Source organism: Brevundimonas balnearis (genome assembly GCF_042434805.1).
Classification (GTDB): Bacteria; Pseudomonadota; Alphaproteobacteria; order Caulobacterales; family Caulobacteraceae; genus Brevundimonas; species Brevundimonas balnearis.
In genome coordinates this window covers 25138-51894 of sequence record NZ_JBHLSW010000001.1, presented here as the reverse complement: position 1 = coordinate 51894, position 26757 = coordinate 25138, and the positions used below count along the sequence as shown (strand labels likewise).

General features: G+C 69.7%; 32 protein-coding genes. 26 read left to right on the top strand and 6 right to left on the bottom strand.

The genetic code is table 11. The features are described from left to right. The first annotated feature begins 7 nt into the window (after positions 1–7). From ACFFGE_RS00305 to ACFFGE_RS00260, 10 genes are all read left to right on the top strand, one after another. Entirely contained in the window at positions 8–751 is a 744-nt protein-coding gene (locus ACFFGE_RS00305; RefSeq protein ID WP_376833156.1) for a biotin--[acetyl-CoA-carboxylase] ligase, read from the top strand. A gap of 66 nt (positions 752–817) precedes the next feature. Beyond that, positions 818–1030 (top strand): AbrB/MazE/SpoVT family DNA-binding domain-containing protein, encoded by a 213-nt coding sequence (locus ACFFGE_RS00300; protein WP_376833154.1) that lies wholly within the window; start codon positions 818–820, stop codon positions 1028–1030. Continuing rightward, positions 1030–1401, top strand: a complete 372-nt coding sequence (locus ACFFGE_RS00295; RefSeq protein WP_376833152.1) for a type II toxin-antitoxin system VapC family toxin — start codon at positions 1030–1032, stop codon at positions 1399–1401. The genes ACFFGE_RS00300 and ACFFGE_RS00295 overlap by 1 nt, the downstream gene beginning before the upstream one ends. A gap of 20 nt (positions 1402–1421) precedes the next feature. Further along, complete coding sequence (locus ACFFGE_RS00290) at positions 1422–2201, top strand: type III pantothenate kinase (RefSeq protein WP_376833150.1); 780 nt, start codon at positions 1422–1424, stop codon at positions 2199–2201. Then, entirely contained in the window at positions 2198–3871 is a 1674-nt protein-coding gene (locus tag ACFFGE_RS00285; protein ID WP_376833148.1) for a ribonuclease J, read from the top strand. The genes ACFFGE_RS00290 and ACFFGE_RS00285 overlap by 4 nt, the downstream gene beginning before the upstream one ends. 3 nt (positions 3872–3874) lie before the next feature. Then, the gene (locus tag ACFFGE_RS00280; RefSeq protein ID WP_376833146.1) at positions 3875–4786 is read left to right on the top strand and encodes a hypothetical protein; all 912 of its coding nucleotides are present in this window, start codon (positions 3875–3877) and stop codon (positions 4784–4786) included. Between the two features lie 43 nt (positions 4787–4829). Continuing rightward, positions 4830–5255, top strand: a complete 426-nt coding sequence (gene mce / locus ACFFGE_RS00275) for a methylmalonyl-CoA epimerase (RefSeq protein ID WP_376833144.1) — start codon at positions 4830–4832, stop codon at positions 5253–5255. Then, complete coding sequence (locus ACFFGE_RS00270; protein WP_376833142.1) at positions 5252–5506, top strand: DUF1467 family protein; 255 nt, start codon at positions 5252–5254, stop codon at positions 5504–5506. The genes mce and ACFFGE_RS00270 overlap by 4 nt, the downstream gene beginning before the upstream one ends. A 91-nt stretch (positions 5507–5597) precedes the next feature. Continuing rightward, the gene (locus ACFFGE_RS00265) at positions 5598–5834 is read left to right on the top strand and encodes a hypothetical protein (protein WP_376833140.1); all 237 of its coding nucleotides are present in this window, start codon (positions 5598–5600) and stop codon (positions 5832–5834) included. 9 nt (positions 5835–5843) lie between these two features. Continuing rightward, positions 5844–6020, top strand: coding sequence for a hypothetical protein (locus tag ACFFGE_RS00260; RefSeq protein WP_376833138.1), 177 nt, complete (start codon positions 5844–5846; stop codon positions 6018–6020). 16 nt (positions 6021–6036) lie between these two features. On the opposite strand, the gene gatB is transcribed toward ACFFGE_RS00260, so the two are convergent. After that, positions 6037–7539, bottom strand: coding sequence for an Asp-tRNA(Asn)/Glu-tRNA(Gln) amidotransferase subunit GatB (gatB, locus tag ACFFGE_RS00255; RefSeq protein WP_376833136.1), 1503 nt, complete (start codon positions 7537–7539; stop codon positions 6037–6039). A gap of 97 nt (positions 7540–7636) precedes the next feature. Between gatB and ACFFGE_RS00250 the strand changes: the two genes are divergently transcribed. Next, positions 7637–7981 (top strand): hypothetical protein, encoded by a 345-nt coding sequence (locus ACFFGE_RS00250; protein WP_376833134.1) that lies wholly within the window; start codon positions 7637–7639, stop codon positions 7979–7981. 38 nt (positions 7982–8019) lie between these two features. Here ACFFGE_RS00250 and gatA read toward each other — a convergent pair whose 3' ends face one another. From gatA to ACFFGE_RS00235, 3 genes are all read right to left on the bottom strand, one after another. After that, positions 8020–9498, bottom strand: a complete 1479-nt coding sequence (gene gatA, locus ACFFGE_RS00245) for an Asp-tRNA(Asn)/Glu-tRNA(Gln) amidotransferase subunit GatA (RefSeq protein ID WP_376833132.1) — start codon at positions 9496–9498, stop codon at positions 8020–8022. Beyond that, the gene (gatC, locus tag ACFFGE_RS00240) at positions 9495–9782 is read right to left on the bottom strand and encodes an Asp-tRNA(Asn)/Glu-tRNA(Gln) amidotransferase subunit GatC (RefSeq protein ID WP_376833131.1); all 288 of its coding nucleotides are present in this window, start codon (positions 9780–9782) and stop codon (positions 9495–9497) included. The genes gatA and gatC overlap by 4 nt, the downstream gene beginning before the upstream one ends. A 78-nt stretch (positions 9783–9860) precedes the next feature. Next, complete coding sequence (locus tag ACFFGE_RS00235; RefSeq protein ID WP_376833130.1) at positions 9861–10385, bottom strand: hypothetical protein; 525 nt, start codon at positions 10383–10385, stop codon at positions 9861–9863. A gap of 78 nt (positions 10386–10463) precedes the next feature. Between ACFFGE_RS00235 and ruvX the strand changes: the two genes are divergently transcribed. From ruvX to pyrC, 4 genes are all read left to right on the top strand, one after another. Further along, positions 10464–10928: a Holliday junction resolvase RuvX gene (gene ruvX, locus ACFFGE_RS00230; RefSeq protein WP_376833129.1), complete on the top strand. Its 465-nt coding sequence runs from the start codon at positions 10464–10466 to the stop codon at positions 10926–10928. Next, on the top strand, positions 10925–11845 hold the full coding sequence (locus ACFFGE_RS00225) for an AEC family transporter (RefSeq protein ID WP_376833128.1): 921 nt from the start codon (positions 10925–10927) through the stop codon (positions 11843–11845). Before ruvX ends, ACFFGE_RS00225 begins: the two co-directional genes overlap by 4 nt. A 42-nt stretch (positions 11846–11887) precedes the next feature. Next, complete coding sequence (locus ACFFGE_RS00220; RefSeq protein WP_376833127.1) at positions 11888–12871, top strand: aspartate carbamoyltransferase catalytic subunit; 984 nt, start codon at positions 11888–11890, stop codon at positions 12869–12871. A gap of 139 nt (positions 12872–13010) precedes the next feature. After that, the gene (pyrC, locus tag ACFFGE_RS00215; protein WP_376833126.1) at positions 13011–14294 is read left to right on the top strand and encodes a dihydroorotase; all 1284 of its coding nucleotides are present in this window, start codon (positions 13011–13013) and stop codon (positions 14292–14294) included. A 122-nt stretch (positions 14295–14416) separates the two neighbouring features. On the opposite strand, the gene ACFFGE_RS00210 is transcribed toward pyrC, so the two are convergent. Further along, on the bottom strand, positions 14417–14644 hold the full coding sequence (locus ACFFGE_RS00210) for a hypothetical protein (protein WP_376833125.1): 228 nt from the start codon (positions 14642–14644) through the stop codon (positions 14417–14419). Positions 14645–14723: 79 nt separating this feature from the next. Between ACFFGE_RS00210 and ACFFGE_RS00205 the strand changes: the two genes are divergently transcribed. From ACFFGE_RS00205 to ACFFGE_RS00160, 10 genes are all read left to right on the top strand, one after another. Next, a complete protein-coding gene (locus ACFFGE_RS00205) occupies positions 14724–15722 on the top strand; it encodes a helix-turn-helix transcriptional regulator (protein WP_376833124.1) in 999 nt (332 codons plus the stop codon). Positions 15723–15774: 52 nt separating this feature from the next. Beyond that, positions 15775–17220, top strand: coding sequence for a DUF4932 domain-containing protein (locus ACFFGE_RS00200; protein ID WP_376833123.1), 1446 nt, complete (start codon positions 15775–15777; stop codon positions 17218–17220). 188 nt (positions 17221–17408) lie between these two features. Continuing rightward, complete coding sequence (locus tag ACFFGE_RS00195; protein ID WP_376833122.1) at positions 17409–18719, top strand: replication-associated recombination protein A; 1311 nt, start codon at positions 17409–17411, stop codon at positions 18717–18719. Between the two features lie 55 nt (positions 18720–18774). Then, positions 18775–19062, top strand: a complete 288-nt coding sequence (locus tag ACFFGE_RS00190; RefSeq protein WP_376833320.1) for a type II toxin-antitoxin system RelE/ParE family toxin — start codon at positions 18775–18777, stop codon at positions 19060–19062. Continuing rightward, positions 19062–19358, top strand: a complete 297-nt coding sequence (locus ACFFGE_RS00185; protein ID WP_376833120.1) for a HigA family addiction module antitoxin — start codon at positions 19062–19064, stop codon at positions 19356–19358. The genes ACFFGE_RS00190 and ACFFGE_RS00185 overlap by 1 nt, the downstream gene beginning before the upstream one ends. A gap of 70 nt (positions 19359–19428) precedes the next feature. After that, positions 19429–19881: a hypothetical protein gene (locus tag ACFFGE_RS00180; protein ID WP_376833118.1), complete on the top strand. Its 453-nt coding sequence runs from the start codon at positions 19429–19431 to the stop codon at positions 19879–19881. Positions 19882–19890: 9 nt separating this feature from the next. After that, positions 19891–20643: an RluA family pseudouridine synthase gene (locus ACFFGE_RS00175; protein WP_376833116.1), complete on the top strand. Its 753-nt coding sequence runs from the start codon at positions 19891–19893 to the stop codon at positions 20641–20643. A 21-nt stretch (positions 20644–20664) separates the two neighbouring features. Beyond that, positions 20665–21144, top strand: coding sequence for a CC0125/CC1285 family lipoprotein (locus ACFFGE_RS00170; RefSeq protein WP_376833114.1), 480 nt, complete (start codon positions 20665–20667; stop codon positions 21142–21144). A gap of 15 nt (positions 21145–21159) precedes the next feature. Continuing rightward, positions 21160–21900 carry an ATP12 family chaperone protein gene (locus ACFFGE_RS00165; RefSeq protein WP_376833112.1) on the top strand — a complete coding sequence of 247 codons (741 nt, stop codon included), beginning with the start codon at positions 21160–21162 and terminating at the stop codon, positions 21898–21900. A 153-nt stretch (positions 21901–22053) separates the two neighbouring features. Beyond that, positions 22054–23586 carry an acyl-CoA carboxylase subunit beta gene (locus ACFFGE_RS00160; RefSeq protein WP_376833110.1) on the top strand — a complete coding sequence of 511 codons (1533 nt, stop codon included), beginning with the start codon at positions 22054–22056 and terminating at the stop codon, positions 23584–23586. Positions 23587–23747: 161 nt separating this feature from the next. Here ACFFGE_RS00160 and ACFFGE_RS00155 read toward each other — a convergent pair whose 3' ends face one another. Next, on the bottom strand, positions 23748–24818 hold the full coding sequence (locus ACFFGE_RS00155) for a S41 family peptidase (protein WP_376833108.1): 1071 nt from the start codon (positions 24816–24818) through the stop codon (positions 23748–23750). A 259-nt stretch (positions 24819–25077) separates the two neighbouring features. On the opposite strand from ACFFGE_RS00155, the gene ACFFGE_RS00150 reads away from it, so the two are divergent. Next, positions 25078–26745 carry a lysine--tRNA ligase gene (locus ACFFGE_RS00150; protein ID WP_376833106.1) on the top strand — a complete coding sequence of 556 codons (1668 nt, stop codon included), beginning with the start codon at positions 25078–25080 and terminating at the stop codon, positions 26743–26745. Positions 26746–26757 lie beyond the last annotated feature (12 nt).

Genomic DNA, 26757 nt, shown 5'->3' with positions numbered 1-26757 from the left:
CGAGGTCGTGACCGAAGGCGTCTGGTTCGACGAGATCGATTCGACCAACGCCGAGGCGCGGCGTCGCGCCGAGGGCGGCGAGACCGGCCCGCTCTGGCTGGCGGCGCGGCGGCAGACCGCCGGGCGCGGTCGGCGCGGCCGGGCCTGGGAGAGCGACACGGGCAATCTGTTCGCCACCCTGCTGACCACCACGCGGCGTCCGGCCGGGGAGGCGGCGCAGGCCAGCTTCCTGGCGGCCCTGGCGGTGGCGGAGCTGCTGGACGCCTTCGCCGCCGAGGGCGCGGTGACGATCAAATGGCCCAACGACGTCCTGCTGGCCGGGCGGAAGGCTTCGGGCATCCTGCTGGAATCCGGCGGGCGCGCCGACGGCGGCCTGTGGCTGGCGGTCGGCATCGGCGTGAACCTGGCCCATGCGCCGGAGGGGACGGAGCGACCGGCGACCGCGCTGGCGCGGCATCTGCGCCCCGACATCGCCTATCCCCCGCCCCCGGAGATCGCGCTGGAGCTGCTCGCCGAGCGGTTCGCCGCCTGGAGCGAGCGCTGGGACCGGTACGGCTTCGAGCCGGTGCTGGACGCCTGGCGTCGCCGTGCGCCGGGACTGGACGGCCCGTGCGTGGCGCGGCTGTCGACCGAGACCCTCAGCGGCGTCGCCGACGGGGTCGAGCCGGACGGGTCGCTGCGTCTGAGGCTGCCGGACGGCTCCCTGAAGCTTATATCGGCGGGCGACGTGTTCTTCGGGGAGGCCGCTTGAGGCCTTGCGACCGCCGGCCATGAGGCGCATCTTACGATCTGCCGATCGATCGAACCGAGTAAGGCGATGTCCAGCACCACGACCCTGTCGTCCAAGTTCCAGATTTCCGTTCCCAAGGAAGTTCGTGAAGAGCTGGGTTGGAAGGCGGGTCAGAGGTTCGCCTTCATTCCGAAAGGCAAGAGCGTCGTCCTGGTGCCGGTGCCGGAGTTGAAGGATCTGTTCGGCATGGCCAAGGGCGCCGACCCGAGCGGCTATCGAGATCGTAACGACCGCTACTGATGCGGCTTGTCGATACGTCCGCCTGGATCGAGTTCCTGATCGGCACGCCGACGGGGGCTCGAGTGCGACCTGCCATGCCGGAGGTGGAAGACTGGCTAGCTCCCACCATGGTCCAGCTCGAGTTGACGAAATGGCTTATGCGGAATCGGCCAGAGTTGCTGGAGCCGACAATCGCGCTCAGCCGCATCTGTGTGATCGCGCCGATGACGATGCGGATCGCGCTGATCGCCGCAGAGACTTGCGTCAAGCACAAGCTGGCCACGGCGGACGCGGTGATCTATGCCACCGCCCAGGAGCACGGGGCCGAGTTGCTGACCTGCGACGCCCATTTCCGCGATCTGCCGGGCGTGATCCTGATCGATAAGGCCTGACGAGACCCACGGACCACCGCATGCTTCTGGCCATCGAGCAGGGCAACACCAACACGCTGTTCGCCGTCCACGACGGCGCCGACTGGATCGCCCAGTGGCGCACGGCGACGGAGTCGAGCCGCACCGCCGACGAATACGCCGTCTGGCTGACCCAGCTTCTGTCGATGCGGGGGCTGGAGCTCGGCGCCCTGGACAGCTGCATCATCTCCAGCGTGGTGCCGCAGTCGATCTTCAACCTCAGGAACCTGTCGCGGCGCTATCTGAACGTCGAGCCCCTGGTGATCGGCGAGAACGTCGAGCTGGGCATCCCCGTGCGGATCGCCAAGCCGAGCGAGGCCGGCGCCGACCGGCTGGTCAACGCCGTCGGCGCGCACCTGGCCTATCCGGGCGACCTGATCGTGATCGATTCCGGCACGGCCACGACCTTCGACGTGGTCGCCGCCGACGGCGCCTTCGAGGGCGGGATCATCGCGCCGGGCGTCAACCTCAGCCTTCAGGCTCTGCACGAGGCCGCCGCCATGCTGCCGCGCATCGCCATCCAGCGCCCGCCGACCGTGATCGGCAAGGATACGGTGACGAACATGCAGTCCGGCGTCTTCTGGGGCTACATCGCCCTGATCGAGGGGCTGGTGGCGCGCATCAAGGCCGAATGGGGCAAGCCCATGACGGTGATCGGAACCGGCGGCGTGGTCAGCCTGTTCGAAGGCGCCACCGACAGCATCGACCGGTTCGATCCGGACCTGACCATCCGCGGCCTGCTCGAAATCCGGCGCCGCAATCCCCACATCGGGCGGACATGACAAAGCAAACGAACGACGAACTCGTCTTCCTGCCGCTGGGCGGGTCGGACGAGGTCGGTATGAACCTGAATCTCTACGGTTTCGGGCCGCGGCACGCGCGCCAGTGGATCGTGGTCGACGTGGGCGTGACCTTCGGCGACCTGTCGACGCCGGGCGTCGACGTGATCACGCCGGACCCGGCCTTCCTGGAGGGCGAGGACCTTCTGGGCATCGTCCTGACCCACGCGCATGAAGACCACATCGGGGCGCTGGCCTGGCTTTGGCCGCGCATGAAGGCGCCGGTCTATGCGACGCCCTTCACCGCCTTCCTGATCCGCGAGAAGCTGCGTGATCAGAACCTCCTGGACGAGGTGGAGATCATCGAGGTCCCGCTGGGCGGCCGCATCGAGCTGGGGCCGTTCCAGATCGATCTGGTCAGCCTGACCCACTCGATCCCTGAGCCGAACGGCCTGGCGATCCGCACCCCCGCCGGCCTGGTGCTGCACACCGGCGACTGGAAGCTGGACCCCGATCCGATCACCGGAGAGGTCACGGATGCGGCGGCCCTGACGGCGCTCGGCGACGAGGGCGTCCTGGCGATGGTGTGCGATTCCACAAACGTCTTCGTCGAGGGCCGCGCCGGCTCCGAGGGCACGGTGCGCGAGGCGCTGGCCGAGCTGATCGGCTCGCTGAAGGGCCGGGTCGCCGTGGGCTGTTTCGCCTCCAACGTGGCGCGGATGGACAGCGTCTGCCGCGCCGCGGAAGCCGCCGGGCGGCGCGTGGCCCTGGCGGGCCGGTCGATGCACCGCATCACCTCCGCGGCCAAGTCGGTCGGCCTGATGAAGGATCTTCAGCCGTTCCTGACCGATCAGGAGGCGCGCGACTGGCCGGCCGACCAGATCCTGTATCTCTGCACCGGCAGCCAGGGCGAGCCGCGCGCGGCGCTGTCGCGGGTGGCCGACGGCACCCACCCCTATGTGAAGCTGGGACGCGGCGACCACTGTATCTTCTCGTCGCGCCAGATCCCGGGCAACGAACTGGCCATCGGCGCGCTGCAGGACCGGCTGTCGGATCGCGGGGTGCGCATCTACACCGAGAAGGACCATCCGGGCATCCACGTCTCGGGCCACCCGTGCCGCGAGGAGCTGCGCGAGATGTACCGCTGGATCCGGCCGCGCATCGCGGTGCCGACCCACGGGGTGCGCCGCTTCCTGGTGGAGCACGCCAATCTGGCGCAGGACCTGGGAATCACCGAGACGGTCGCCCCGCGCAACGGCGACATGGTGCGCCTGTGGCCCGGCAAGGCGTCGGTGATCGACGAGGTTCCGGCCGGGCGCCTCTACGTCGACGGCGGCCGCCTTGTGACCGAGGAGGGCGAGGCGATCCGCGAGCGGCGCCACGCCTCAACCAACGGGGTGCTGGTGGTCAGCTTCGCCATGGACCGGCGCGGCAAGATCGTGTCGGACATCGACGTGCGCGGCATCGGCCTGCCGGGCGACGACGAAAGCCCGCTCGGCGATGCGCTGGACGAACTCGCAGAGCGCGTGGAACAGGCGGTCCGCAACCTCAAGGGCGAGGCGCTGGAGGACGAGCTGGTCATCGAACAGGCCGTCGCCCGCGCGCTGAAGAAGGCCAGCCAGCGCATCTGGGACCGCCGCCCGATCGTCGAGACCATCGTGCTTAGGCTGTAGGTCATGGCCGGGCGCGAGCGGTTCGGCCGCATTCTCCATCGCGTCCGTCACGCCAAGCATCCCTGGACGGGGTGGCGCCGTCTCGCGGTCATCGCGGCGGAGGGCCTCGCCGGGCTCGTGCTGCTGTTCGCCGTGGTGAACCTGGCGCTCAGCCTGTCCACCTTCCGGGGCGACGATCCCGCAGGACGCATGGCGCACGAGCTGAAGGCGCTGTGGCACAGTCCGCTGGACGGCGAGCGCGTGAGCGCCGACGCCTTCGCCGACATCTATCCGGAGCTCGGCCCGCGCCCGAGCGCCGAGCGGATCCGCGCCTATCTGGCGGCCGAGGCCGAGGACGGGGAGTTCCTGTTCGACCACGCCATGGCCGACCACATCCTGCAGCGGTTCGGCCGCATCGACGCGCGCACCGTGCCGCCGGGCGTGTACGTCGGGGCCCACGCGCTGGGACCGGACGGACCGCCGTTCGTCCCCGTGACCAAATATCTGGCGCACTACCTGCTGTTTCCCCGTCACGCCTACATCCTGGTGGTGCCCGAGGCGGGCGGGGCGGTGGCCTATTCGGCCAGCACGGCGGGCAAGCTGCGACACCGCATCGACCGGCCCAATCTGCTGCGGGCGGAGGCGCGGCCCTACGACTACGCGGCCTACGACTTCCCAAGCTCGGGACAGGCGCTGCACGAGATGACGCTGGTGGCGACCGCGCCCGGCGATGTCCGGGATGTGGCCCGCCGGCTCGACGCCGCGATCCGGCGGCTGGAGACGACCGAGGTCGCCTACGGGCTGATGGCGCCGAACTCGAACACCGTGGTGGGCTGCGTGCTGGAGGCGGCGGGCGAGATCACGCCGGGGGACCGCGCCTCCATGCTGCTGGCGCTGCGCGCGCCGGGCTTCGGCGCCGGCTGCGACGAGGATTGAGCGCCGCATCGACAGCCGCCTCCGGCCGCGCTAGGCCCGGACCATGATCGGAAGTCTGAACCACGTCGGCGTCGCCACGCCGTCGATCGAAGCCTCGCTGGCCATGTACCGCGACCTGCTGGGCGCCACGCGCGCGCGCGCGCCGTTCGACCTGCCGGCGCAGGGGGTGCGGGTCTGCTTCATCGACCTGCCGAACAGCCAGATCGAGCTGATCGAGCCGCTGGGCGAGGACAGCCCGATCCACGGCTTCCTGGCCAAGAACCCGAAGGGCGGCCAGCACCACGTCTGTTTCGAGGTCGAGGACATCCTCGCCGCCCGCGACGCGCTGCGCGCCAAGGGCGCGACGATCCTGGGAACCGGAGAGCCGCGCATCGGGGCCCACGGCACGCCCATTCTGTTCGTTCATCCCCAGGACATGGGCGGGGTGCTGGTGGAGTTGATGGAGACGCCGAAGGAGGGCGCGCAATGATGCCGGTCGGATGGTTCACGGCGACGGCGATCTTCCTCGTCGTCTGGTGGGTGGTGCTGTTCGCCGTCCTGCCCCTCGGCATGGATCAGAAGGATCGCGAGATCCCGACCGACGGCGCCCAGTGGGGCGCGCCGGCCGATCCGCAGCTGAAGAAGAAGTTCCTGACCACCACCTGGATCGCGGCCGTCGTCTGGGTCCTGATCATGGTCATCCTGGCGACCGGCATGATCCCGCTGCCGAGCGTGGGGTGAGTCTCGCGTCGTGCGGCGTGTCGGCGTGGACGATGGTTCTTGACGTGGCCTGACGTGAAGACCTCAATCACGGGTCCCGGAGGCGCCTGCGATGCCGTACGAAGCCAAGACCAAGCCGACGCCCGTCTCGCCCGAGGCCTTCATCGACAGCGTCGATCACCCCGGCCGGCGGGAGGACGCCCAAGCCGTGCTGGCGCTGTTGGCCGAGGCGACGGGCCACCCGCCCGTCATGTGGGGGCCGTCGATCATCGGGTTCGGCAAGTACCGCTACACCTACGACAGCGGCCATTCCGGCGAGGCGCCGCTGGCGGGCTTCTCGCCGCGGTAGGCCAATCTGGTGCTCTACATGGCGGCCTATGACGAGGCGCGCGACGACTTCCTGAGCCGGCTCGGCAAGCACAAGTCGGGCAAGGGCTGCATCTATCTGAACCGGCTCGCGGACGTGGACACGGAGGTCGTCGCCGAGATGGCCCGCTGGAGCATGAAGACGCTCAAGGAGCGCCACCCCGACTGAACCGGCGGACCGGGCCTCAGACCCCCAGCTTCGCCTTCAGGATCTCGTTGACCGCCGCCGGGTTGGCTTTGCCGCCGGTGGCCTTCATCACCTGTCCGACGAACCAGCCCAGCGCCTGGGGCTTGTCCTTCACCGCCTCGGCCTTGTCCGGATTGGCGGCGATGATCTCGTCGACGGCCTTTTCGATGGCCCCCGTGTCGGTGACCTGTTTCAGGCCGTGCTTTTCGACCACCTCGGCCGGCGAGCCCTCGCCGTTCCAGACGTGGTCGAAGACTTCCTTGGCGATCTTGGACGAGATGACGTTGGTCTCGATCAGCTCGACCAGCTGGGCCACATGGGCGGCGGGCAGGGGGTTGTCGTCGAAGTCGCGCCCTTCGGCCGCCAAGCGCGCGGAGACCTCGTTCGTCACCCAGTTGGCGACCAGCTTGGCGTCGCGCCCTTTCGCGGCGGCCTCGAAGTAGTCGGCCTTGGCCTGTTCCGAGATCAGCACGCCGGCGTCGTACTGCGACAGGCCGTAGTCGGCCATGAAGCGGCGGCGCTTGTCGTCGGGCAGCTCTGGCAGGGACGCCTTGATCTCCTCGATCCAGGCCTGTTCCAGCTCCAGCGGCAGCAGGTCGGGATCGGGGAAGTAGCGATAGTCGTGCGCCTCCTCCTTGGAGCGCATGGACCGGGTCTCGCCCTTGTTCGGGTCGAACAGGCGGGTCTCCTGATCGATCTTGCCGCCGTCCTCCAGGATCTCGATCTGGCGCCGCGCCTCATACTGGATCGCCTGAGAAATGAAGCGGAAGCTGTTGACGTTCTTGATCTCACAGCGCGTACCCAGGTGGCCGAAGTCGCCGGTCTCGCGGTACGTCTCGTACTGCCCGGGACGGCACACGGACACGTTCACGTCGGCGCGCAGATTGCCCTTCTCCATGTCGCCGTCGCAGGTGCCGAGATAGATCAGGATGGTGCGCAGCTTCTTCAGATACGCCACCGCCTCGTCGGGGCTGCGCATGTCCGGGCGCGACACGATCTCCATCAGGGCGGTGCCCGCGCGGTTCAGATCGACGTAGCTCTCGGTCGGCGACAGGTCGTGGATCAGCTTGCCCGCGTCCTGTTCCAGGTGCAGCCGCTCGATCCGCACCTCGAAGAACGAGCCGTCGTCCCGCTCCACCTCGACCACGCCCTCGCCGACGATGGGGTGGTACAGCTGGCTGATTTGATAGCCGGTGGGCAGGTCCGGATAGAAATAGTTCTTCCGGTCGAACTGGCTCTTCAGGTTGATCCGCGCGCGCAGGCCCAGGCCCGACCGCACCGCCTGCTCGACGCAGAAGCGGTTCAGCGTCGGCAGCATGCCGGGGAAGCCCGCATCGACCAGCGACACCTGCTCGTTCGGGCCGGCGCCGAAGCCGACGGCCGCGCCGGAGAACAGCTTGGCCCTCGACGCCACCTGGGCGTGGACCTCCAGGCCCAGAACCAGTTCCCAGGGGCCCGTGCGGCCTTCGATGACATAGCGGGGGGCGGCGGCGTCGGTCATGGGCCGTGTCTAGCTTCGCGCGGGCGGGAGGGAAAGATTCTGTCGTGACGCGGTCACGATTTCGGGCTCATGTGCGGCTTCATCTTTGGAGACCGCCATGTTCAAGACCGCTCTCGCCGCCGCCCTGCTGTTCGCCGCCCCGGCCGTCGCCCAGGACGCGCCCGCCGCGGGGGCCCACGACGATCACGCCGGCCACGGCGATCACGCCGCGCACGCCGAGGCACAGGCTGAGGCCGAGCTGACCATCGACAGCCCGATCCGCGACCTGCTCGCCAACGAAGCCACCGCCGCGGTGCTCGAGAAGCACATGCCGGGCGTCGCCCAGCATCCCGCCCGCGCCCAGTTCGAGGCCATGACCCTGAAGCAGGTCCAGCCCTTCTCCCAGGGCATGATCACCGATGCGATGATCGAGGCCATCGACGCCGACCTGAAGGCGCTTTGATAGAAGTCATCCCTCTCCCCGGGGAGAGGGATACTTACTCACCACCACCGCTCCGGCCGGGCCGTGAACCCGGCCGCGTCTTCCAGCGCCTCGGCGACACGGAACACCGTCGCCTCGTCCAGCGCCTTGCCGATGACCTGAAGGCCCAGCGGCAGGCCGCGGGAGTCCAGCCCCGCCGGCACCGAGACGCCCGGCAGGCCGGCCAGGTTCGCGGTCACCGTGAAGACGTCGTTCAGGTACATCGTCACCGGGTCGATCTGCTTGTCGCCGATCGCGAAGGCGGCCGACGGCGTCGACGGCGTCAGGATCGCGTCCACCTGGCCCCAGACCTTGTCGAAGTCCTCGGCGATGCGGCGGCGCACCTTCAGCGCCCGGACATAGTAGGCGTCGTAGAATCCGGCCGACAGCACATAGGCGCCGATGGTCAGGCGGCGCTGGACCTCCTTGCCGAAGCCCTCGGCGCGGGTGGTCTCATAGAGGTCGGTCAGGCTGGCCGCCTTGTCCGCCCGGTGGCCGAACCGCATGCCGTCATAGCGCGCCAGGTTCGACGAGGCCTCGGCCGGGGCCACGATGTAATAGGTCGGCAGGGCGTATTTGGTGTGCGGCAGGCTGATCTCGACGATCTCGGCGCCCGCGGCCTTCAGCCACTCCACGCCCTTGTCCCACAGCGCCTGAATCTCGGCGGGCATGCCGTCCACGACGTATTCGCGGGGCACGCCGATCTTCAGCCCCTTCACGCCCTGACCGAGGCTGGCGGTCCAGTCCGGGGTCTCCACGTCCAGACTGGTGGAGTCCTTCGGATCAAACGAGCACATGGAGCGCAGCAGGATGGCCGCGTCCTCGACCGTCTTGGTGATGGGCCCCGCCTGATCGAGTGAGCTGGCGAAGGCCACCATGCCGTAGCGGCTGGCCCGGCCGTAGGTCGGCTTGATCCCGACGGTGCCGGTGAAGGCCGCCGGCTGGCGGATCGAGCCGCCCGTGTCCGATGCGGTGGCCGCCAGGCACAGGTCCGCCGCCACGGCGCTGGCCGAGCCGCCCGAGCTGCCGCCCGGTGTCAGGTCTGCGTTGGATGTCTTTGACTTCCATGGGTTCTTCACCGGCCCGAAGGCCGAGGTCTCGTTGGACGAGCCCATGGCGAACTCGTCCATGTTCAGCTTGCCCAGCATCACCGCCCCGTCGCGCCAAAGGTTCGCGGTGACGGTCGATTCATAGGGCGGGACGAAGCCCTTCAGCATGTTGGAGCCGGCCGTCGTCTGCACCCCGTCGGTGCAGAACAGGTCCTTGATCCCCAGCGGCGCGCCTTCCAGCGCCCCGGCCTCGCCCCTGGCCAGCCGCGCGTCCGATGCGCGGGCCATCTCCAGCGCCCTGTCGGCGGTGACCTCGACATAGGCGTTCAGCGTCGGATTGGCCGCCTCGATGGTCGTCAGGAACGCCCCGGTGAGCTCTTCCGAGGAGAACTGGCGCGCCTTGAGCCCGTCCAGCGCGGCCTTGAGGGTGAGGGAGGTCAGTTCGCTCATTCCACCACCTTCGGCACGACGAAGAAGCCGTCGGCGGACTTCGGCGCGTTGGACAGGACCGCGTCCACCTTGGTGCCGTCGGTGACGATGTCGTCGCGCAGGCGCAGCGGCTGGCGCACGTTCGAGGTCATGGGCTCCACGCCCTCGACGTCGACCTCGTTCAGTTGCTCGATCCAGGCCATGATGCCGTTCAGCTCGGCCGCCAGCGGCTCGAGCCGATCCTCGGGAGTCTTGATGCGGGCGAGGTGGGCGACGCGCCTCACCGTCGCGGCGTCGATGGCCATCGGGCGCTCCGGACGTTTCGGGAACTCAAGCGGCCGGGATTAGCGCTCGAACGTCGGGCTCACAAGGGTCGGCGTCCGTTACTCGGCCGCCGGCGGGCTGGCCTCGGCGGGATCGGCCGCGGGGGTGACCGTGATCGTCTGCGGCGGCGCGCCGTCGGCCCCGGGGGTCCAACCGACGATCAGCCGACGTTCTGCGCCCACGATCTGGCCGGAGTCCCCGTCGACCGCGCTCTCGCGAATCTCCAGGTCGATCCGCCCGGGGGCGACGCCCAGAACCTCGAAACTTTCGAAATCGCCGATCCGGAACACCCGCCAGCCGTCAGCCGTGCTCTCGAAGAAGGCGACGAAGGTGTACAGGCCGTTGACCGCCGGGTCGCCCTGGGCGGTGCCGAACACCTTGGCGTTCTGGTCCTCGATCGCGTGCAGCTGAACCACCGTCGCCGCGGCCTGGAGCCACGTCGCCTCATCCACCTCCACCGTCGTCGGCTCGCCGGCGGGCGTCAGGGCGGCGGGCGGGCCGGCCGGGGCCGTATCCTCGGCGCCGCGGTCGCACGCAGCCAGAACGCCGGCGGCCAGCAGGATGGCGAGCGTGGGTCGGATCATGCGACGAGTCCCCGAATGTTCGTGCAGGCGGCCATGCTCGCCTTTGACAGCGTCGAACGCAACGCCTAGCGGGCAGGCGTGCCCGTCATCGACCTTCAGGACCTCGCCGCCCACACGCCGCCGAACACGCCGTGGTTCGGGCTGGATCTGGGTGAGACGACGATCGGCGTGGCCGCGTCCGACGCCACCCGCATGATCGCCAGCCCGCTTCAGACGATCCGGAAGACGAAGTTCACGCCCGACGCCGAGCGCCTGTTCGCCATGATGGACGAGCGTCGCGCCTCCGCGCTCGTCATCGGCCTGCCGGTCAATATGGACGGGAGCGAGGGGCCGCGCGCCCAGTCCGCCCGCGCCTTCGCCCGCAACCTGGAGCGCCTGCGGCCCGTGATCTGCGCCTTCTGGGACGAGCGGCTGTCCACGGCGGGGGTGGAGCGTTTCCTGATCGAGGAGCTGGACCTGACCCGCAAGCGCCGCGCGGGCGTCGTGGATCGCACGGCGGCCGCCTGGATTCTCCAGGGGGCGTTGGATCGCCTCAGAGGATGAGCGGCGTCCTGAACGGCGTCCTGCCGGTCTTCGGCCTGATCGCCCTGGGCTGGCTGTTGCGACGCGGCGCCTTTCTGGAGGAAAGCGGGTGGCGTGCGGTCGAGCGGCTGTCCTATTTCGTCCTTTACCCCAGCTTCCTGATCCCGGCCGTGTGGGGCGCGGACTTCGGCGCGGGCGCCGCCGGGCCCGTCGCGGCCTCGACCGTCGGCGTGACCATGGCCTTCGCGATCGCGGCACTCCTGGCCCGGCCCCTGATCCGGCTGGACGGTCCCGGCTTCACCAGCGTGTTTCAGGGCGTGATCCGGTGGAACGGCTTCGTCTTCCTGCCGGTGGCGACCGGGGTGCTGGGGCCGGAGAGCGTCGGGCTGGCGGCCCTGGCCTTCGGCATCCTGGCGCCGGCGGTCAACGTCGTGTGCGTGCTGGTCCTGACCCGCTGGGGCGCGGGCCAGGCGGGCTCGCTCGGCGGCGCCCTGACCTCCCTGGCCCGCAATCCCATCATCCTGTCCTGCGCGGCGGGCGCGCTTCTGAACCTGTCGGGCCTTGAGCCGTCGGGCCCGGTCGCGGGCCTGATCCGTCTGACCGGGGAGGCGGCGGTGCCGCTGGGGCTTCTGGTGGTGGGCGCTGGCCTCAGCTTCACCCACGCGGCCGGCCGCCCGGTCACGCTGGGCGCCATAGCGCTCATCAAGCTCGTCGCCCTGCCGGTCGGCATGGTCCTGGTCTGCGGCTGGCTGGGCGGAGACCGCACGGCGCAAGGGGTCGCCCTTCTGGCCGGCGCCTCGCCCGGCGCGGCCGCCGCCTATGTGATGGCGCGTCAGATGGGCGGCGACGCGCCCCTGATGGCCGGCTCCATCGCCTTCACCACGGTCGGCAGCGCGATCACCATTCCGCTGCTGCTGATCGCGTTCGGCTACGCCTGACGGCTTCCCTCCGGCGGCGGACCTGCCTATAGCGGGGCTTTGATGACCTCCTCCGCCGCCCTCGACGACACGATCCGCGCGCGCCTGGTCCCGTTTCCGAAGCCCCACTTCCTCTCGGCCGCCGACCTGAACCCCTATGCGGCGGGCCAGCTGCTGGACCTCGCCGACGCCTTCGTCGAGCTGAACCGGCAGTCGTCCAAGGGCGTCGAAATCCTGCGCGGCCACACGGTCGTGAACCTGTTCTTCGAGAACTCGACCCGGACCAGCTCCTCGTTCGAGATCGCCGCCAAGCGGCTGGGCGCGGACGTCGTGTCCATGCCTGTGCAGGCGTCTTCGGTGGCCAAGGGCGAGACCTTGATCGACACCGCCGTGACCCTGAACGCCATGCGTCCCGACATCCTGGTGGTGCGCCACTCGGCGTCCGGGGCCGCGGCGCTGCTGTCGCAGAAGGTCGGCTGCGCGGTCGTCAACGCCGGCGACGGGCGTCACGAGCACCCGACCCAGGCGCTTCTGGACCTCCTGTCCCTGCGCCGGGCGTTCGGCGATGTCGGCGGGCTGACGGTGGCCATCTGCGGCGACGTGGCCCACAGCCGGGTCGCCCGGTCCAACGTCGCCCTTCTGTCGATGATGGGGGCCCGCGTGCGCCTGATCGGGCCGCCCACGCTGGTGCCCGGCGACGCCGACCGCTGGGGCTGCGAAGTGTTCCACGACATGCGCGAGGGTCTGTCCGGCTGCGACGTCGTCATGATGCTCAGGCTTCAGCTGGAGCGGATGACCGGATCGCTCGCCCCCTCCACCCGAGAATACTTCCGCTTCTACGGCCTGGACCGCGAGAAGCTGGCCTGGGCCAAGCCGGGCGCCCGTGTCATGCACCCCGGCCCCATGAACCGGGGAGTCGAGATCGACTCCGACGTCGCCGACGACCTGTCGGTCTCGCTTATCCAGGACCAGGTCGAGATGGGCGTCGCCGCCCGCATGGCCGTGCTCGCGGCCCTGGCGGAGAAGAGGGAAGGGGACACGCCATGATCCTCCCCCGTTCTTCACGGGGGAGGGGGACCGCGAAGCGGTGGAGGGGGCGACCCCAGACGCCGGCGCTTGAACTCGCCCCCTCCACCATGCTGCGCAAGGTCCCCCTCCCCCGCTTCGCTGGGGAGGAGCAGGCCCTATGACCCCCTTCGCCATTCTCAACACCCGCCTGCTCGACCCGGCTTCGGGCTACGACGGCCCCGGCGCGGTGCTGGTCGAGGACGGCCGCATCAAGGACGTCCTGCGCGGCTCGGGCGCCGCCGCACCGGACGGCGTTCAGGTCGTAGACGCCGAGGGCCTTTGCCTTTCCCCCGGCCTCATCGACATCCGCGTCAAGACCGGCGAGCCGGGGGCCGAACCGAAAGAGACGCTGAAGTCCGCCGCCCTCGCCGCCGCGGCGGGCGGGGTCACCACCATCGTGGTCCAGCCCGACACCGACCCGGCCGTCGATGACCCGGCCATGATCGACTTCATCCAGCGCCGGGGCGCGGCGCTGAACCTCGTCAACGTCCGCGCCGCCGGGGCCGCGACCCAGAAGCTGGAAGGCCGCCGCATGGCCGAGATCGGCCTGATGGACGAGGCGGGCGCGCTCTACTTCACCGACGCGGACAAGGTCATCGCCGACAGCCGCACCCTGATGCGGGTGATGAGCTACGCCACCGCCTTCAACGCCCTGATCGCCCATCGCCCGGCCGAGCCTTGGCTGAGCGAGGGTGCGGTCGCCACCTCCGGCGAGCTGGCCACGCGGCTGGGCCTGTCCGCCGTGCCCGCCATCGCCGAGCGGATGCAGCTGGAGCGAGACCTCGCCCTCGTCGAACAGACCGGGGTGCGTTTCCTCGCCGACCAGATCTCCACCGCCGGCGCGCTGGACGTTCTGGCCCGCGCCCGCGCCAAGGGGCTCGAGGTCGCGGCGTCCGTGTCGATCAATCACCTCAGCTTCAACGAGCTGGACATCGGCGACTACCGCACCTTCTACCGGCTGGACCCGCCGCTCCGCGCCGAGGCCGACCGGCTGGCGATGATCGAGGCGGTGCGCGACGGTCTGATCGACGTCATCACCTCCGCCCACGCCCCCGCGCCGGCCGAGGACAAGCGCCGCCCCTTCGCCGAGGCCGCGCCGGGGGCAGTGGGTCTAGAGACCCTGCTTCCCGCCGCCCTGATGCTGCACCACGAGCACGGTCTGGAACTGCTGGACGTGCTGCGCCCCCTCACCGAAGGGCCCGCGTCGCTGCTGGGTCTGGAGGCCGGGGTCCTCAGCCCCGGCGCCCCCGCCGACCTGATCCTGTTCGATCCGGGCGCGCCGGTGCGCATCGACGCCGACGCCCTGCGCTCCAAGTCCAAGAACTCGCCCTTCGACGGCCGGGTGCTTCAGGGCCGGGTCGCCCGCACCTTCGTCGCGGGCCGCGAGGTCTTCCGGGCTTAGACCGAAATCGGTTCAGTTGGACGCATGTCCAACTGGGCTCAGATTTCGGTCCGACTTGAGTGAGAGCCTGATTCACGACGAAAGCGGAATCGCGAAGCGACTCCACTTAAGCCGATCAGGCTCTAGGCGGCCATCCGCAGGTCTTCGACGGGCGCGTGGAACTCGTCCCACAGGGCGTCCTCGTCGGTGTAGCGGTTCAGGGCGGCGGCGGAGATCACGTCCACCACCTGTTCCTCCAGCCGGTCCCAGATGATCGACAGGTCCTGACAGCCCTCGGCCTCGCACGGCACGATCAGGTAACGCTGGGCGGCGACGGCGGCCAAAGGGGCGAGGGGTGCGGGAGAAAACATCTTGTGGGCTCCATCGATCGGCGACTTGTCGATGAGGCCACTCTGATGCAGCATTGCGTCAGAAGCGGACGTAGCAAACATGCGGCACGACAAGGCGGCCATGGTGATCGAGCTGGCCCGGCGGATGGCCGCCAGCGCCGAGGGCCTGACCCTGACCGAAATGGCGTCCGAGATGGGCGTCGGCCGCCGCACGGTCGAGCGCATGCGCGACGCGGTGCTCGCCCTCTATCCCGCCGCCGAGGAGGTGTCCGACCCGCCGACCAAGCGCTGGCGCATCCGGGGCGGCCTGTCCGCCTTCGAACAGGCGCCGACCGCCGAGGAGCTGCTGGAGCTGACCAAGGCGGCCCAGGCCCTGCGTCTCGCCGGCGAACCGGCCCGCGCCCAGGCGCTGGAGAGCCTGGAGCGCAAGATCAAGTCGGCCACCCGCTCCACGGCCCTGAATCGTCTGGCTCCCGATCTCGAGGCGCTGGTCCGAGCCGAGACCATCGCCGTGCAGGCGGGGCCGCGCCCGTCGGCCGACGAAGCCATGCTGGCCGCCATTCGGGGCGCGATCCTGGCCGAGCGGCCGCTGGACTTCACCTACAGCCGCCCGGGGGCCGAGGCCCGACGGCGCAGCGTCGCCCCGTGCGGCCTGATGTTCGGCCGCGCCAACTATCTCGTCGCCGCGGACCGAGAGAGCGGCCGCATCCAGACCTTCCGCCTCGACCGAATGAGCGCGGTCGCGGCCGGGGAGGGCAGCGCCCGCCCGCCCGCCGGCTTCGATCTGTCGGCCTTCGCCAACCGCTCCTTCGGCATCTATCAGGACGAGGTCGAGGAGGTGGTCCTGCGGGTCACGCCGGACGGCGCGGCCGAGGCCCGCGCCTGGCGCTGGCACCCCACCCAGACGCTGATGGACCTCCCGGACGGCGGCGTCGAGGTGCGCTTCACCGCCTCCGGCATGCGCGAACTGGCCTGGCATCTGTTCACCTGGGGCGAGCAGGTCGAGATCGTCGCGCCACAGCGGCTGAAGGCGGTCATGGCGGGCGAACTCGCCGCCGCCCGCCGGGCCCTGGATCGCGCCGAGGCTGGCGCCGACTGAGCCCAGACTGCTACGCTTGCCGCGCGTGCACTCGGCTCTTTCGGAGGCATCCATGTCCCCTTCTCTCGTTTCGCGCCTGGTGGTCCTCGTAGGCCTGACCGCCTTGCCCGCGTTCGCGCAGTCGCCCGACATGGCGCTCGAGGCGCAGCGGCCCCGGGTTCAGATCGAGATCGGCGGCGAAGGCGTGGGCGGCTGGGAGGTCGATCCCGTGAACTATCCCCGGCAGCTCAACCTGCCGGTCTCCGGCGACGCCCCGACCGCGATCTGCTTCGTCCAGGACGATCGGCGCGCCTGTGCGGATTTCACCCCGGGTCAGTCCCGGACGCTCGAGATCACCTATGGCGAGGCGGTGATCCGCTCGGTCATCACCGCCGTCAGCGATGGTCCCGCCGCCGTCTTCGATGACGCCTACCAGGCGGCCCATCGCGGCCGGACGGTGATCGAGGTTCCAGAGGTCTATGAGCTGGTCAACATCGCCATCTCCCTGGCCCCCGCCGCGGCGGACGACGAGGATCTGATCTATCAGGCGAGCGATTATCGTCGGGCGGTGCGAGAGCATTTCTCCGCCCACGCCGACCATCCCCTGATCGCCCGCATCGACGCCGCCCTGCGCGAGAATCCCGAGAACTACTTCTTGATCAAGATGAACGGCTACGCCTTCGTCTTCGACGAGGCCGGGGCGATCGTGCAGAGCCCCGTGTACGACCGTACGGGCTTCGAGGGCTCTTACCAGAACCCGGTCCGGTCATTGCTGGCCGACCTGAACGACTTCGCCCGCGTCAGCGGCTTTCGCGACTTCTACGCCGCCCACCGGGACGTCTACGCCCGGCAGATCGCCTTCTTCGAGACCGAGGCGGGCGTGGCCCGCATCAACACCTGGCTGATGGAGCGCTTCCCGTCGGTGCCGCCCTACGACGGCATCAAGATCATCTTCTCGCCGCTGGTCGCCTACAATCAGTCCCTGACGACCATCGAGGCCGACGGCTACCGCGAGCTGCAGCCTCACGTGAACTATCCGTACGACGTTCCGCGCGGAACGTCGCCCGAGGCTGGGGCGGTGCAGCGGTCCGCGATCCTCTTCACCGAAATGAACCACGGCTACATCAATCCCACGGCGGAGCCCTATCGCGAGCGCATCGCGGCGGCTCTGGCGGATCGAAGCGTCTGGGCCGACGACAGCCTCGCGGCGGGGTCGTATGTCGGACCGCAGCAGCTGTTCAACGAGTACATGAACTGGGGTCTGGTGAGCCTCTATTTCGCGGATCTGATGGACGAGGCGGACTTCGCGCGGGCCCATCCCCTCATCGTCGCAAACCAGCGCGACGGACGAGGGATGCGGCGCTTCGCCGAGTTCGACGCCGAACTGCTCCGCCTGTATCGCGCCCGACCCGAGGGCGGCACGATCGAGGCGCTGTATCCAGACATCATCGCCTGGTTCGAGGCCGAGGGGGCGAGGGCCGAGGCGGCGCGACTCCGTCCGTCCGACGAAGGGTCCTAGACCGAAGTCGGTTCAGGGGACGCAAGTCTAACTGGGTCCGGATTTCGGTCCAGTTTCAGCGCGAGCCCGACCCACGCCTCAGTCTGAATTGCGAAGCGTTCCGCGTGAGCCGAACAGGCTCCGGGAGAACTGACCTCCGGCTCCATGCTGCGCTTGGCGCGGCGTGACGAGAGCGCCTACCTAGGCGCATGAGCGATCTGTTCGAAGCCTCGGGCGTGACGCCGCCAGAGCCCGCTGGGGCCCGTCCTCTCGCCGACCGTCTGCGCCCGACCCGGCTGGACGAGGTGGTGGGCCAGGATCACCTGCTGGGCGAGGGCGGCCCTATCCGGCGGATGGTGGAGGCCGGCCGTTTGGGCTCCATGATCCTGTGGGGTCCGCCCGGCACCGGCAAGACGACGATCGCGCGCCTGCTGGCCCAGGCGGCGGGCTATCAGTTCCAGCAGATCTCGGCCGTCTTCTCCGGCGTCGCGGACCTGAAGAAGGCGTTCGAGGCCGCCCGCGCCCGCCGTGCGACGGGCCAGACGACGCTGCTGTTCGTCGACGAGATCCACCGCCTCAACCGCGCCCAGCAGGACGGCTTCCTGCCGTTCGTGGAGGAGGGGATCGTCACCCTGGTCGGCGCCACGACCGAGAACCCGTCGTTCGAGCTGAACGGGGCGCTGCTCTCGCGGGCCCAGGTGTTCGTGCTGCGGCGGCTGGACGAGCCGGCGCTGGATCAACTGTTGATCAAGGCCGAGGCGCATATCGGCCGCCCCGCGCCGCTGACGCCGGAGGCGCGTCAGTCCCTCATCGCCATGGCCGACGGCGACGGGCGCTATCTGCTGACCATGGCCGAGGCGCTGTTCGACCTGTCGCGGGAAGGCGAGGCCTACGACCCGCAGGCGCTCGCCGCCGTGCTGCAGAAGCGCGCTCCCGCCTACGACAAGAGCCGGGAGGAGCACTACAACCTCATCTCCGCGCTGCATAAGTCGGTGCGGGGCTCCGACCCGGACGCCGCGCTCTATTGGCTCGCCCGCATGCTTCAGGGCGGCGAGGACCCGCTCTATCTGGCCCGCCGCATCGTGCGGATGGCCGTGGAGGACATCGGCGAGGCCGATCCCCTGTCCATCCTCGTCGCCAACGCGGCGAAGGATGCGTACGACTTCCTGGGCAGTCCCGAGGGCGAGCTGGCGCTGGCACAGGCGGTGGTGCATCTCGCCACCGCGCCCAAGTCGGTCGGGGTCTACGAGGCCTACAAGGCCGCCTCGAGGGCCGCGCGGGAGACCGGTTCGCTCATGCCGCCCGCCCACATCCGCAACGCGCCGACCAGGCTGATGAAGGACCTCGGCTACGGCAAAGGCTATCAGTATGATCCCGACACGCCCGAGGGATTCTCCGGCGCGAACTACTTCCCGGACGGCATGGAGCGCTGCGTCTTCTACGCGCCGAAGGGGGAGGGGCACGAGGCCAAGATCAGGGAGCGCCTGGCCCGCTGGGCCGAGCTCCGCGCGGCGAAGTGATCCGAAGTGTAAACCGTCACTTGACGGGCGACATCGCCGACGCTACAGTTTGTCGGTGGATGTCGAAACGATCCGCCACAAGTCGCTGAGGACGTTCGCCGAGACGGGACGAACCAAAGGCCTGCCGGCTGATCTCCTGCCTCGGATCCGCAATATGATCGCTTATCTGGCGGCCATCGAAACCGTCGAGGAACTGCTGATCCCGCCGAACTTCAGGGCGCACCTGCTCACTGGCGACCGGAAGGGAACCTGGTCGCTCACCCTGACGCGCAACTGGCGCATGACGTTTCGGGTCAATGCCGCCAATGCCATCGAAGACCTCGACCTGGAGGATTATCACTGATGTCGATCAAGCTTCACTCCAGCCACGCCGTCCATCCGGGCCTGTGGCTCGCCGAAGAAATCGTGACGCCGCGCGGCCTGACCGTGACCGCCCTGGCCGAGGCTCTGGGCGTCACGCGCCAAGCTCTCAGCCAGTTGCTGAACGGCCGGGCCGGCCTGTCGGCCGAGATGGCCATCCGCTTCGAGAAGGCGTTTGGTCTAAAGGCGGAGACGCTGGTGCGAATGCAGGCGGCCTACGATCTGGCGGCCGCGCGCGGTGGATCGGACCGGATCAGGGTTCATCCAATCGCCCCCTGACCCATCCTGAACTTGCCGCGACCGCCCATCGGCGTATCGTCCCTCTCGTCATTATCTTGGGAGGGATCAGATGACGGATACGATGGCGGCCGCGCCCGCGGCCAGGACACCTTGGCACCTCTGGCTGGTCGGCGTGCTCGCCGTGTTGTGGAACGGCTTCGGCGCCTACGACTACATCATGACCAACACCCAGGGGGCGACCTACATGGCCTCCATGGGCATGACCGAGGCGCAGATCGCCTATTTCAACGACATGCCGACCTGGATGACCGCCGCCTGGGCGCTCGGCGTCTGGGGCGCGTTCGCCGGCTCGGTCCTGCTGCTGCTCAGGATGAAGTGGGCGTTCCACGCCTTCGCCATCTCGCTTCTGGGACTGCTCGGCAGCTGGATCTACAGCCTCACCAATGACGGGTTCGAGATCATGGGCGCGGCCGGCCTGGGCATGTCCGCCTTCATCACGCTGGTGGCCCTGGCGCTGGTCTACTACGCCCACCGGATGACGAAGGCGGGCGTCCTCCGCTAAAGGCGGCGGGTGAAGACCCGCCCGCCCGTCCAGCTTTCGCCCGAGGAGACCGCCGCCGTCCGGTCGTGGGTCGTCCACGAGGATGCGGCGGTCATCGCCTTCGACAAGCCCTCCGGCCTGTCCAGCCAGGGCGGTCGCATCCGCGCGCACACCCTGCACGACCTGCTGTGGGCCTTCGCCCGGTCGAACGGCAAGCGGCCCGAGCTGGTCCACCGGCTGGACCGCGACACCTCCGGCGTCATCCTCGCCGCGAAGACCAAGCCGGCGGCGGGGTTCCTCGGCAAGGCCATCCAGGCGCGACAGGTGAAGAAGACCTATCTCGCCCTCATCGCCGCCGCCCCCGAGCCGCCGCAGGGCCGCATCGACGTCCCCCTCGTCCGCGAGGAGATCGGGCGCGAGAGCTATATGCGCGTGGCCGCCCCCGACGCGCCGGGCGCCCAGGCCGCGACCAGTCTGTACCGCACGGTCTGCGCCGACGACCTCGGCGCCCTGGTCGAACTCAGCCCCGTCACCGGCCGCATGCACCAGCTCAGGGTCCACATGGCCTCCATCGGCCGGCCGCTGGTCGGTGACGTCCGCTACGGCGGCGCCCTGACCTTCGCGGGCGTCGCCGCGCCGCGCCTCATGCTGCATGCGTCACAACTGGACTTTCCCCACCCCGACGGCGGGCGCAGGATCGTCTCGGCCCCGCTCCCTGAGGACTTCCGCCGCCTTCTCGGCGCGGCCGGTCTTCCGGGAACCGACGGCCGTCCAGACGCTTAAGCTCGGCAAGGAGATATGCCCATGCGCGCCGCCCTCATCGCCGTATCCGCCCTGTCGCTCGCGGCCTGCGCCAGCCTTCAGCCCTACGGCCCCCAGACCGCGCCGGGCGCGCAGGGCTTCGCCGAGCAGCGGATCGAGGGCGACCGCTACCGCGTCACCTACAACGGCGTCGGCGCGCCCGGCCCGGTCGCCGACCTGGCGCTGCGCCGCGCGGCCGAGCTGACGCTGCAATCGGGCGGCGACTGGTTCGAGGTGACCCAGCGCTACATCGACGGCCGCCTGGACAGCTCCGGCGGCGTGCGCCCCTCCGTGTCGGTCGGCGCCAGCTCGGGCCGTTACGGCGGTTACTCCGCGTCCGGCGTCGGGGTCGGCGTCGGCCTGAACTTCTCCAGCCCCGGCCCGACCTCCACGACTCTCGAGATCCTCATCGGCCGGGGTCCGCGCCCGGACCGTCGCGAGGCCTATGACGCCCGCGAGGTGCTGCGCGCGCTCGGCGGCTGATCTATAGGGCGCGCCATGACCGACCGCGCGCCGCCCCGCTTCACCGAGTTCGCCCCCGACAAGCCCCGCCGCTTCTGGACCGTGGCCGACGTCGCGCCCCACGCGCGCGGCTTCGCCGTGACCCTGGACGGCCGCACGCCCAAGTCCCCCGCCAAGGCCGACCTGGTCCTGCCGACCGAGGCCTTGGCCCGCCTGTGCGCCGACGAATGGAACGCGGTGGCCGAGCTGATCGAGCCCGCGACCATGCCCGCCACGCGCCTGGCCTTCACCGCCATCGACCGCATCCCGCAGGCGCGCGAGGCCACGGCGGACGAGATCGCCGCCTACGCCGGCTCCGACGCCCTGTGCTACCTCGCCGACAGCCCCTCCAGTCTGGTGGAGCGCCAGGCGCGCGCGTGGTCCCCTTGGCGCGACTGGGCCGCCCGCGAGCTGGGCGTCGCCTTGGAGCCGGCCGAGGGGATCGTGCACCGGCCCCAGTCGCCCGAGGCGCTCGCCCGGGTCCGTGACCTGGCGCTTCAGCTCGACGACTTCGTCCTGGCGGGCCTGGGCATGGCCACGCCGCTCCTGGGCTCCGCCATCCTGGCGCTGGCGCTTCAGCGCGGCGCGCTCCCCGCCGACACGGCCTTCGACCTCAGCCGCCTCGACGAAGCTCATCAGGAAAGCCAGTGGGGCGTCGACGCCGAGGCCGCCGCCCGCACCGCCGCCCGCCGCGACGAGGCCCGGCTGCTGGAGCGGTGGTTCACCGCCCTCCGATGACCCTTCTCCCCTTGCGGGAGAAGGTGGCAGGCGAAGCCTGACGGATTAGGGGCCGCGCTTAGCCCTCCGAGAAACCCCTCATCCGACCTCGCTCTGCTCGGCCACCTTCTCCCGCAAGGGGAGAAGGGCTAAGCGATTGTTGAGGAGGCCCCCATGCAAGACATCCTGGAACAGCTCGAAGCCCGCCGCGCGGCGGCCCGTCTCGGCGGCGGCGAGACGCGCATCGCCGCCCAGCACGCCAAGGGCAAGCTGACCGCGCGCGAGCGCATCGACGTCCTGCTGGACGAGGGCTCGTTCGAGGAGACCGACATGTTCGTGGAGCACCGCTCCCACGACTTCGGGATGGAGAAGCAGCGCATCCCCGGCGACGGCGTGGTCACGGGCCGGGGCACCATCGGCGGCCGGCTGGTCTATGTCTTCTCCAAGGATTTCACGGTCTTCGGCGGCTCCCTGTCGGGCGCCCACGCGGCCAAGATCGTCAAGCTTCAGACCATGGCCCTGACCAACGGCGCCCCCATCATCGGCCTGTTCGACGCCGGCGGCGCCCGCATCCAGGAGGGCGTCGAGAGCCTGGCGGGTTACGCCGACATCTTCCTTCAGAACACCCTGGCGTCGGGCGTCATCCCCCAGATCAGCGTCATCATGGGCCCCTGCGCCGGCGGCGACGTGTATTCGCCCGCCATCACCGACTTCATCTTCATGGTGAAGGACACCTCCTACATGTACGTGACCGGCCCGGACGTGGTGAAGACGGTCACCAACGAGGTGGTCAGCCACGAGGACCTGGGCGGCGCCTCGGTGCACAGCAAGAAGTCCGGCGTGTCCGACGGCGCCTTCGACAACGATCTGGAGGCGCTGGCCGAGGTGCGCCGCCTGATCGGCTTCCTGCCCCTGTCGAACCGCGAGAAGCCCCCGATCCGCGAAAGCTACGACGACCCCGACCGGGACGAGCCCTCGCTCGACACCCTGGTCCCGGACAATCCGAACCAGCCCTATGACATGAAGGAGCTGATCCTGAAGGTCGTGGACGAGGCCGATTTCTTCGAGATCTCAGCCGACTACGCCAGGAACATCGTCTGCGGCTTCGGCCGCCTGGACGGCCAGACCGTCGGCGTCGTCGCCAACCAGCCCCAGGTGCTGGCCGGCGTGCTCGACATCGACTCCAGCCGCAAGGCCGCCCGCTTCGTCCGCTTCTGCGACGCCTTCGGCATTCCGCTGGTGACCTTCGTCGACGTGCCCGGCTTCATGCCCGGCACGCGCCAGGAGTACGGCGGCCTGATCAAGCACGGCGCCAAGCTCCTTTTCGCCTACGCCGAGGCCACGGTGCCCAAGCTGACCGTCATCACGCGAAAGGCCTATGGCGGCGCCTATGACGTGATGAGCTCCAAGCACCTGCGCGGCGACGTCAACTACGCCTGGCCCACCGCCGAGATCGCCGTCATGGGCGCCAAGGGCGCGGTCGAGATCATCTTCCGCAAGGAAGCCGGCGACCCCGAGGCCCTGGCGGCGCGGGAGGCCGAGTACAAGGACCGCTTCGCCAACCCCTTCGTCGCCGCCCGCCTGGGCTACATCGACGACGTCATCATGCCCCACGGCACGCGGCGCCGCCTGATCAAGGCGCTACGGACGCTGAAGGGGAAGACGCAGAGCAATCCGTGGAAGAAGCACGATAATATTCCGCTGTGATCGGCGGAAGCGGCCCCTCCTTTCCTTCTCCCCTGTCACGAAGGGTGAGGCGTGTCCGCCCGCTGAGCTGTGGCGAAGGGAGGCGATTGCGGGCCCAGAGGACGAGCAGGGGCAGGCCTTCAGTTCATCCCTTCTCGACAAGGGGAGAAGCAAAGCCGTGCTCAGCCTCCCAACCCCGCCAGCCCCTCCTCGGCGATGGCCCTGCGCAGCCCGTCCGCATCCCGCAACACGGCCTCGAGCGCCAGCCGGCGGGCCACGTCCAGCGCCTGGTCCGCGGGCGCCTCCACGTCCGGACGTACGCCGACGCCCTCCCAGTTCGCGCCGGTCACCGTGTTGGTCACCACCTGCATGGGGATGAAGGCGGCGAAGCCTTCGGCCAGGGGGCGAAAGCCGCCGGGGGTGGCGGCGCCATAGGTGGCCTGGCCCACCAGAGTCGCGCGGCCCATCGCCTGGAGGTCATAGGCGAATTCCTCCGCGCCGGACCCGGTCTCGCCGTCGATCAGCACATAGACCGGGCGCGAGGCATAGGCGGGATCGCGCGGTTCGGCGACGAACACGCGGCCCTGCGCGGGGCCCGCCGGATCGACCAGCCGCACCGTGGGCGTGGGCTGGTCGACCAGATGGCCGATCACGGCGGCGACCCCCGCCGGCTCCCCGCCCGGCGCGCCGCGCACGTCGATGATCAGGGCGCTGGTGTCCGCCAGCATCCCCATCGCCGCCGCCAGCTTCTGGGCGAAGGGCGGCGCGTCCATGAACCGCGTGATCCTCAGGTACCCGACATTTCCGTCCAGCCAGCGCACGTCCGGGATCTCCGCGCCGCGCAGCCGCATCTCCTCGTGGAAGGCGGCGATCTCCTCGGGCGGCGGCGGTCCCTCGCGGAAGGTGGCCAGGATCTCGGGGCCCATGTAGCGGACGCGGAAATGGCGGTCGTTCACCACCGGCGCGACCCGCGCGTCGATAAGCTCCAGAAGGCCGGCCGCGGTGCGGGCGTCGTCGAACTCGCCCCTGTCCTGCATGGCCTCGATCTCGCGCGCGGCGACGGCGCCCCGGTCGGGAAAGGCGAAGCGCTCGCGCAGCACCTGGCCCAGCGCGTCGATAACGGCGCGGCTCTGCTCGGCGCTCAGGGTCACGCTCGCCGGGTCGGGCGGCGGTCCCGGCTGGGCCCGCGCCGCCGCCGGCGTCAGGGCGAGCGCGATCACGGCCGCGCACAGGGCCGAAAGGCGTCGGATCATGGATGGTCTCCCCTCGTGGTCTGAGAGTGAGAGGCGGCCAGGCCGCCGTTCGGATGCGGGCGGCGCGAGATTTTGCGGGCCGGGGCAGGGCGCCACGCCTTCCCCTTCCGGAGGCGTGGTAGGCTCCTTCCGTCGGTCGTTCCGTCGCACGGGTTTTGAGAGTTTCGAGACGATAGAGACGCATGTTCCGACCGTCTCAAAACCGCTTCCCGGCCTGTCTCCATTGACCCGGGGCGTTCGTCGCCGCAAAGCCTGACCCATGCTGACCCATCTCGTCGATCGCGCCTTCGCCGCGCGCGCCTGGCCGTTCGAACAGGCCCGCAACCTGCTGACCCATGTGCTGGCCAAGCGCCTTCCGGAGGGCGAGCGTCAGAAGGCCCGCGCCCTGATCGAGGCGGGCAGGACCGACGAGGCGCTGAAGACCTGGCCCGAACTGGCCCGGCCCGTTGTGCTGGAGACCGGCTACGGCCCGTCAGGCCTGCCGCACATGGGCACCTTCGGCGAGGTGGCGCGCACGACCATGGTGCGCACCGCCTTCCGCGCCCTGACCGGCGATCGCTGGCCGACGCGCCTGATCGCCTTCTCCGACGACATGGACGGGCTCAGGAAGGTCCCGGACGGCATCCCCAACCCCGACATGCTGAGGGAGGACCTGGGCAAGCCCCTGACCGTCGTGCGCGACCCGTTCGGGACCCACGACAGCTTCGGGCGGCACAACAACGCCCGGCTGCGCGCCTTCCTGGACGGCTTCGGCTTCGACTACGAGTTCCTGTCGTCCACCGACTGCTACCGCTCGGGCATGTTCGATGCGACCCTGCTGACCCTGCTCGAGCGCTTCGACGACGTTCAGGCCATCATGCTGCCGACGCTGGGCCCCGACCGGCGCGCCACCTATTCGCCCTTCCTGCCGGTCAGCCCCACGACCGGCCGCGTGCTGCAGGTCCCGACGCTGGAGCGGAACGTGTCCAAGGGCACGATCGTGTTCGAGGACGAGGACGGCGCGCGCGTCGAGGTCCTCGTCACCGGCGGCCATGTGAAGCTGCAGTGGAAGCCCGACTGGGCCATGCGCTGGACCGCGCTCGACGTCGACTACGAGATGTCGGGCAAGGACCTGATCGACTCGGTCAAGGTGTCGTCGAAGGTCTGCCGCGCGCTCGGCGGCGTGCCGCCCGAGGGCTTCAACTTCGAACTGTTCCTCGACGAGCACGGGCAGAAGATCTCCAAGTCCAAGGGCAACGGCCTGACCATGGAGCAGTGGCTGCGCTACGGCGCGCCGGAGAGCCTGAGCTGGTACATGTTCCAGTCGCCGAAGTCGGCCAAGAAGCTGCACTTCGACGTCATCCCGCGCGCCACCGACGACTATCTGCAGCACATCGAGATGTATCCGGCCCAGGAGCCGGAGAAGCAGATCGACAACCCGGTCTGGTCGATCCACGCCGGCGACCCGCCGCGGCAGGCGTCGCCGGTGTCGTTCGCGCTCCTGCTGAACCTGGTCGGCGTCGCCAACGCCTCGGACAAGGCGGCGCTGTGGGCCTACTTCGCCCGCTACCTGCCCGGCGCGACCGCCGACAGCGAGCCGCTGCTGGACCGGCTGATGGGCTATGCGCTCAACTACTACGAGGACTTCGTGAAGCCCGCGAAGGCCTATCGCGCCCCGACGGACAAGGAGAAGGCGGCCCTGCTGGACCTCGCCGCGCGGCTCAGGACGCTGCCCGAGACGGCGGACGGCGAGACGATCCAGAACGAGGTCTATGCGGTCGGCAAGGACCACGGGTTCGAGCCGCTCAGGGCCTGGTTCGCGGCGCTCTATGAGGTGCTGCTGGGCCAGACCCAGGGGCCGCGCTTCGGCTCCTTCGCCGCCATCTACGGCCTGCCCCAGACCATCGCCCTGATCGAGGCCGGCGCGGAGGGGCGGCTGGCCGCATGAAGATGAACCGCG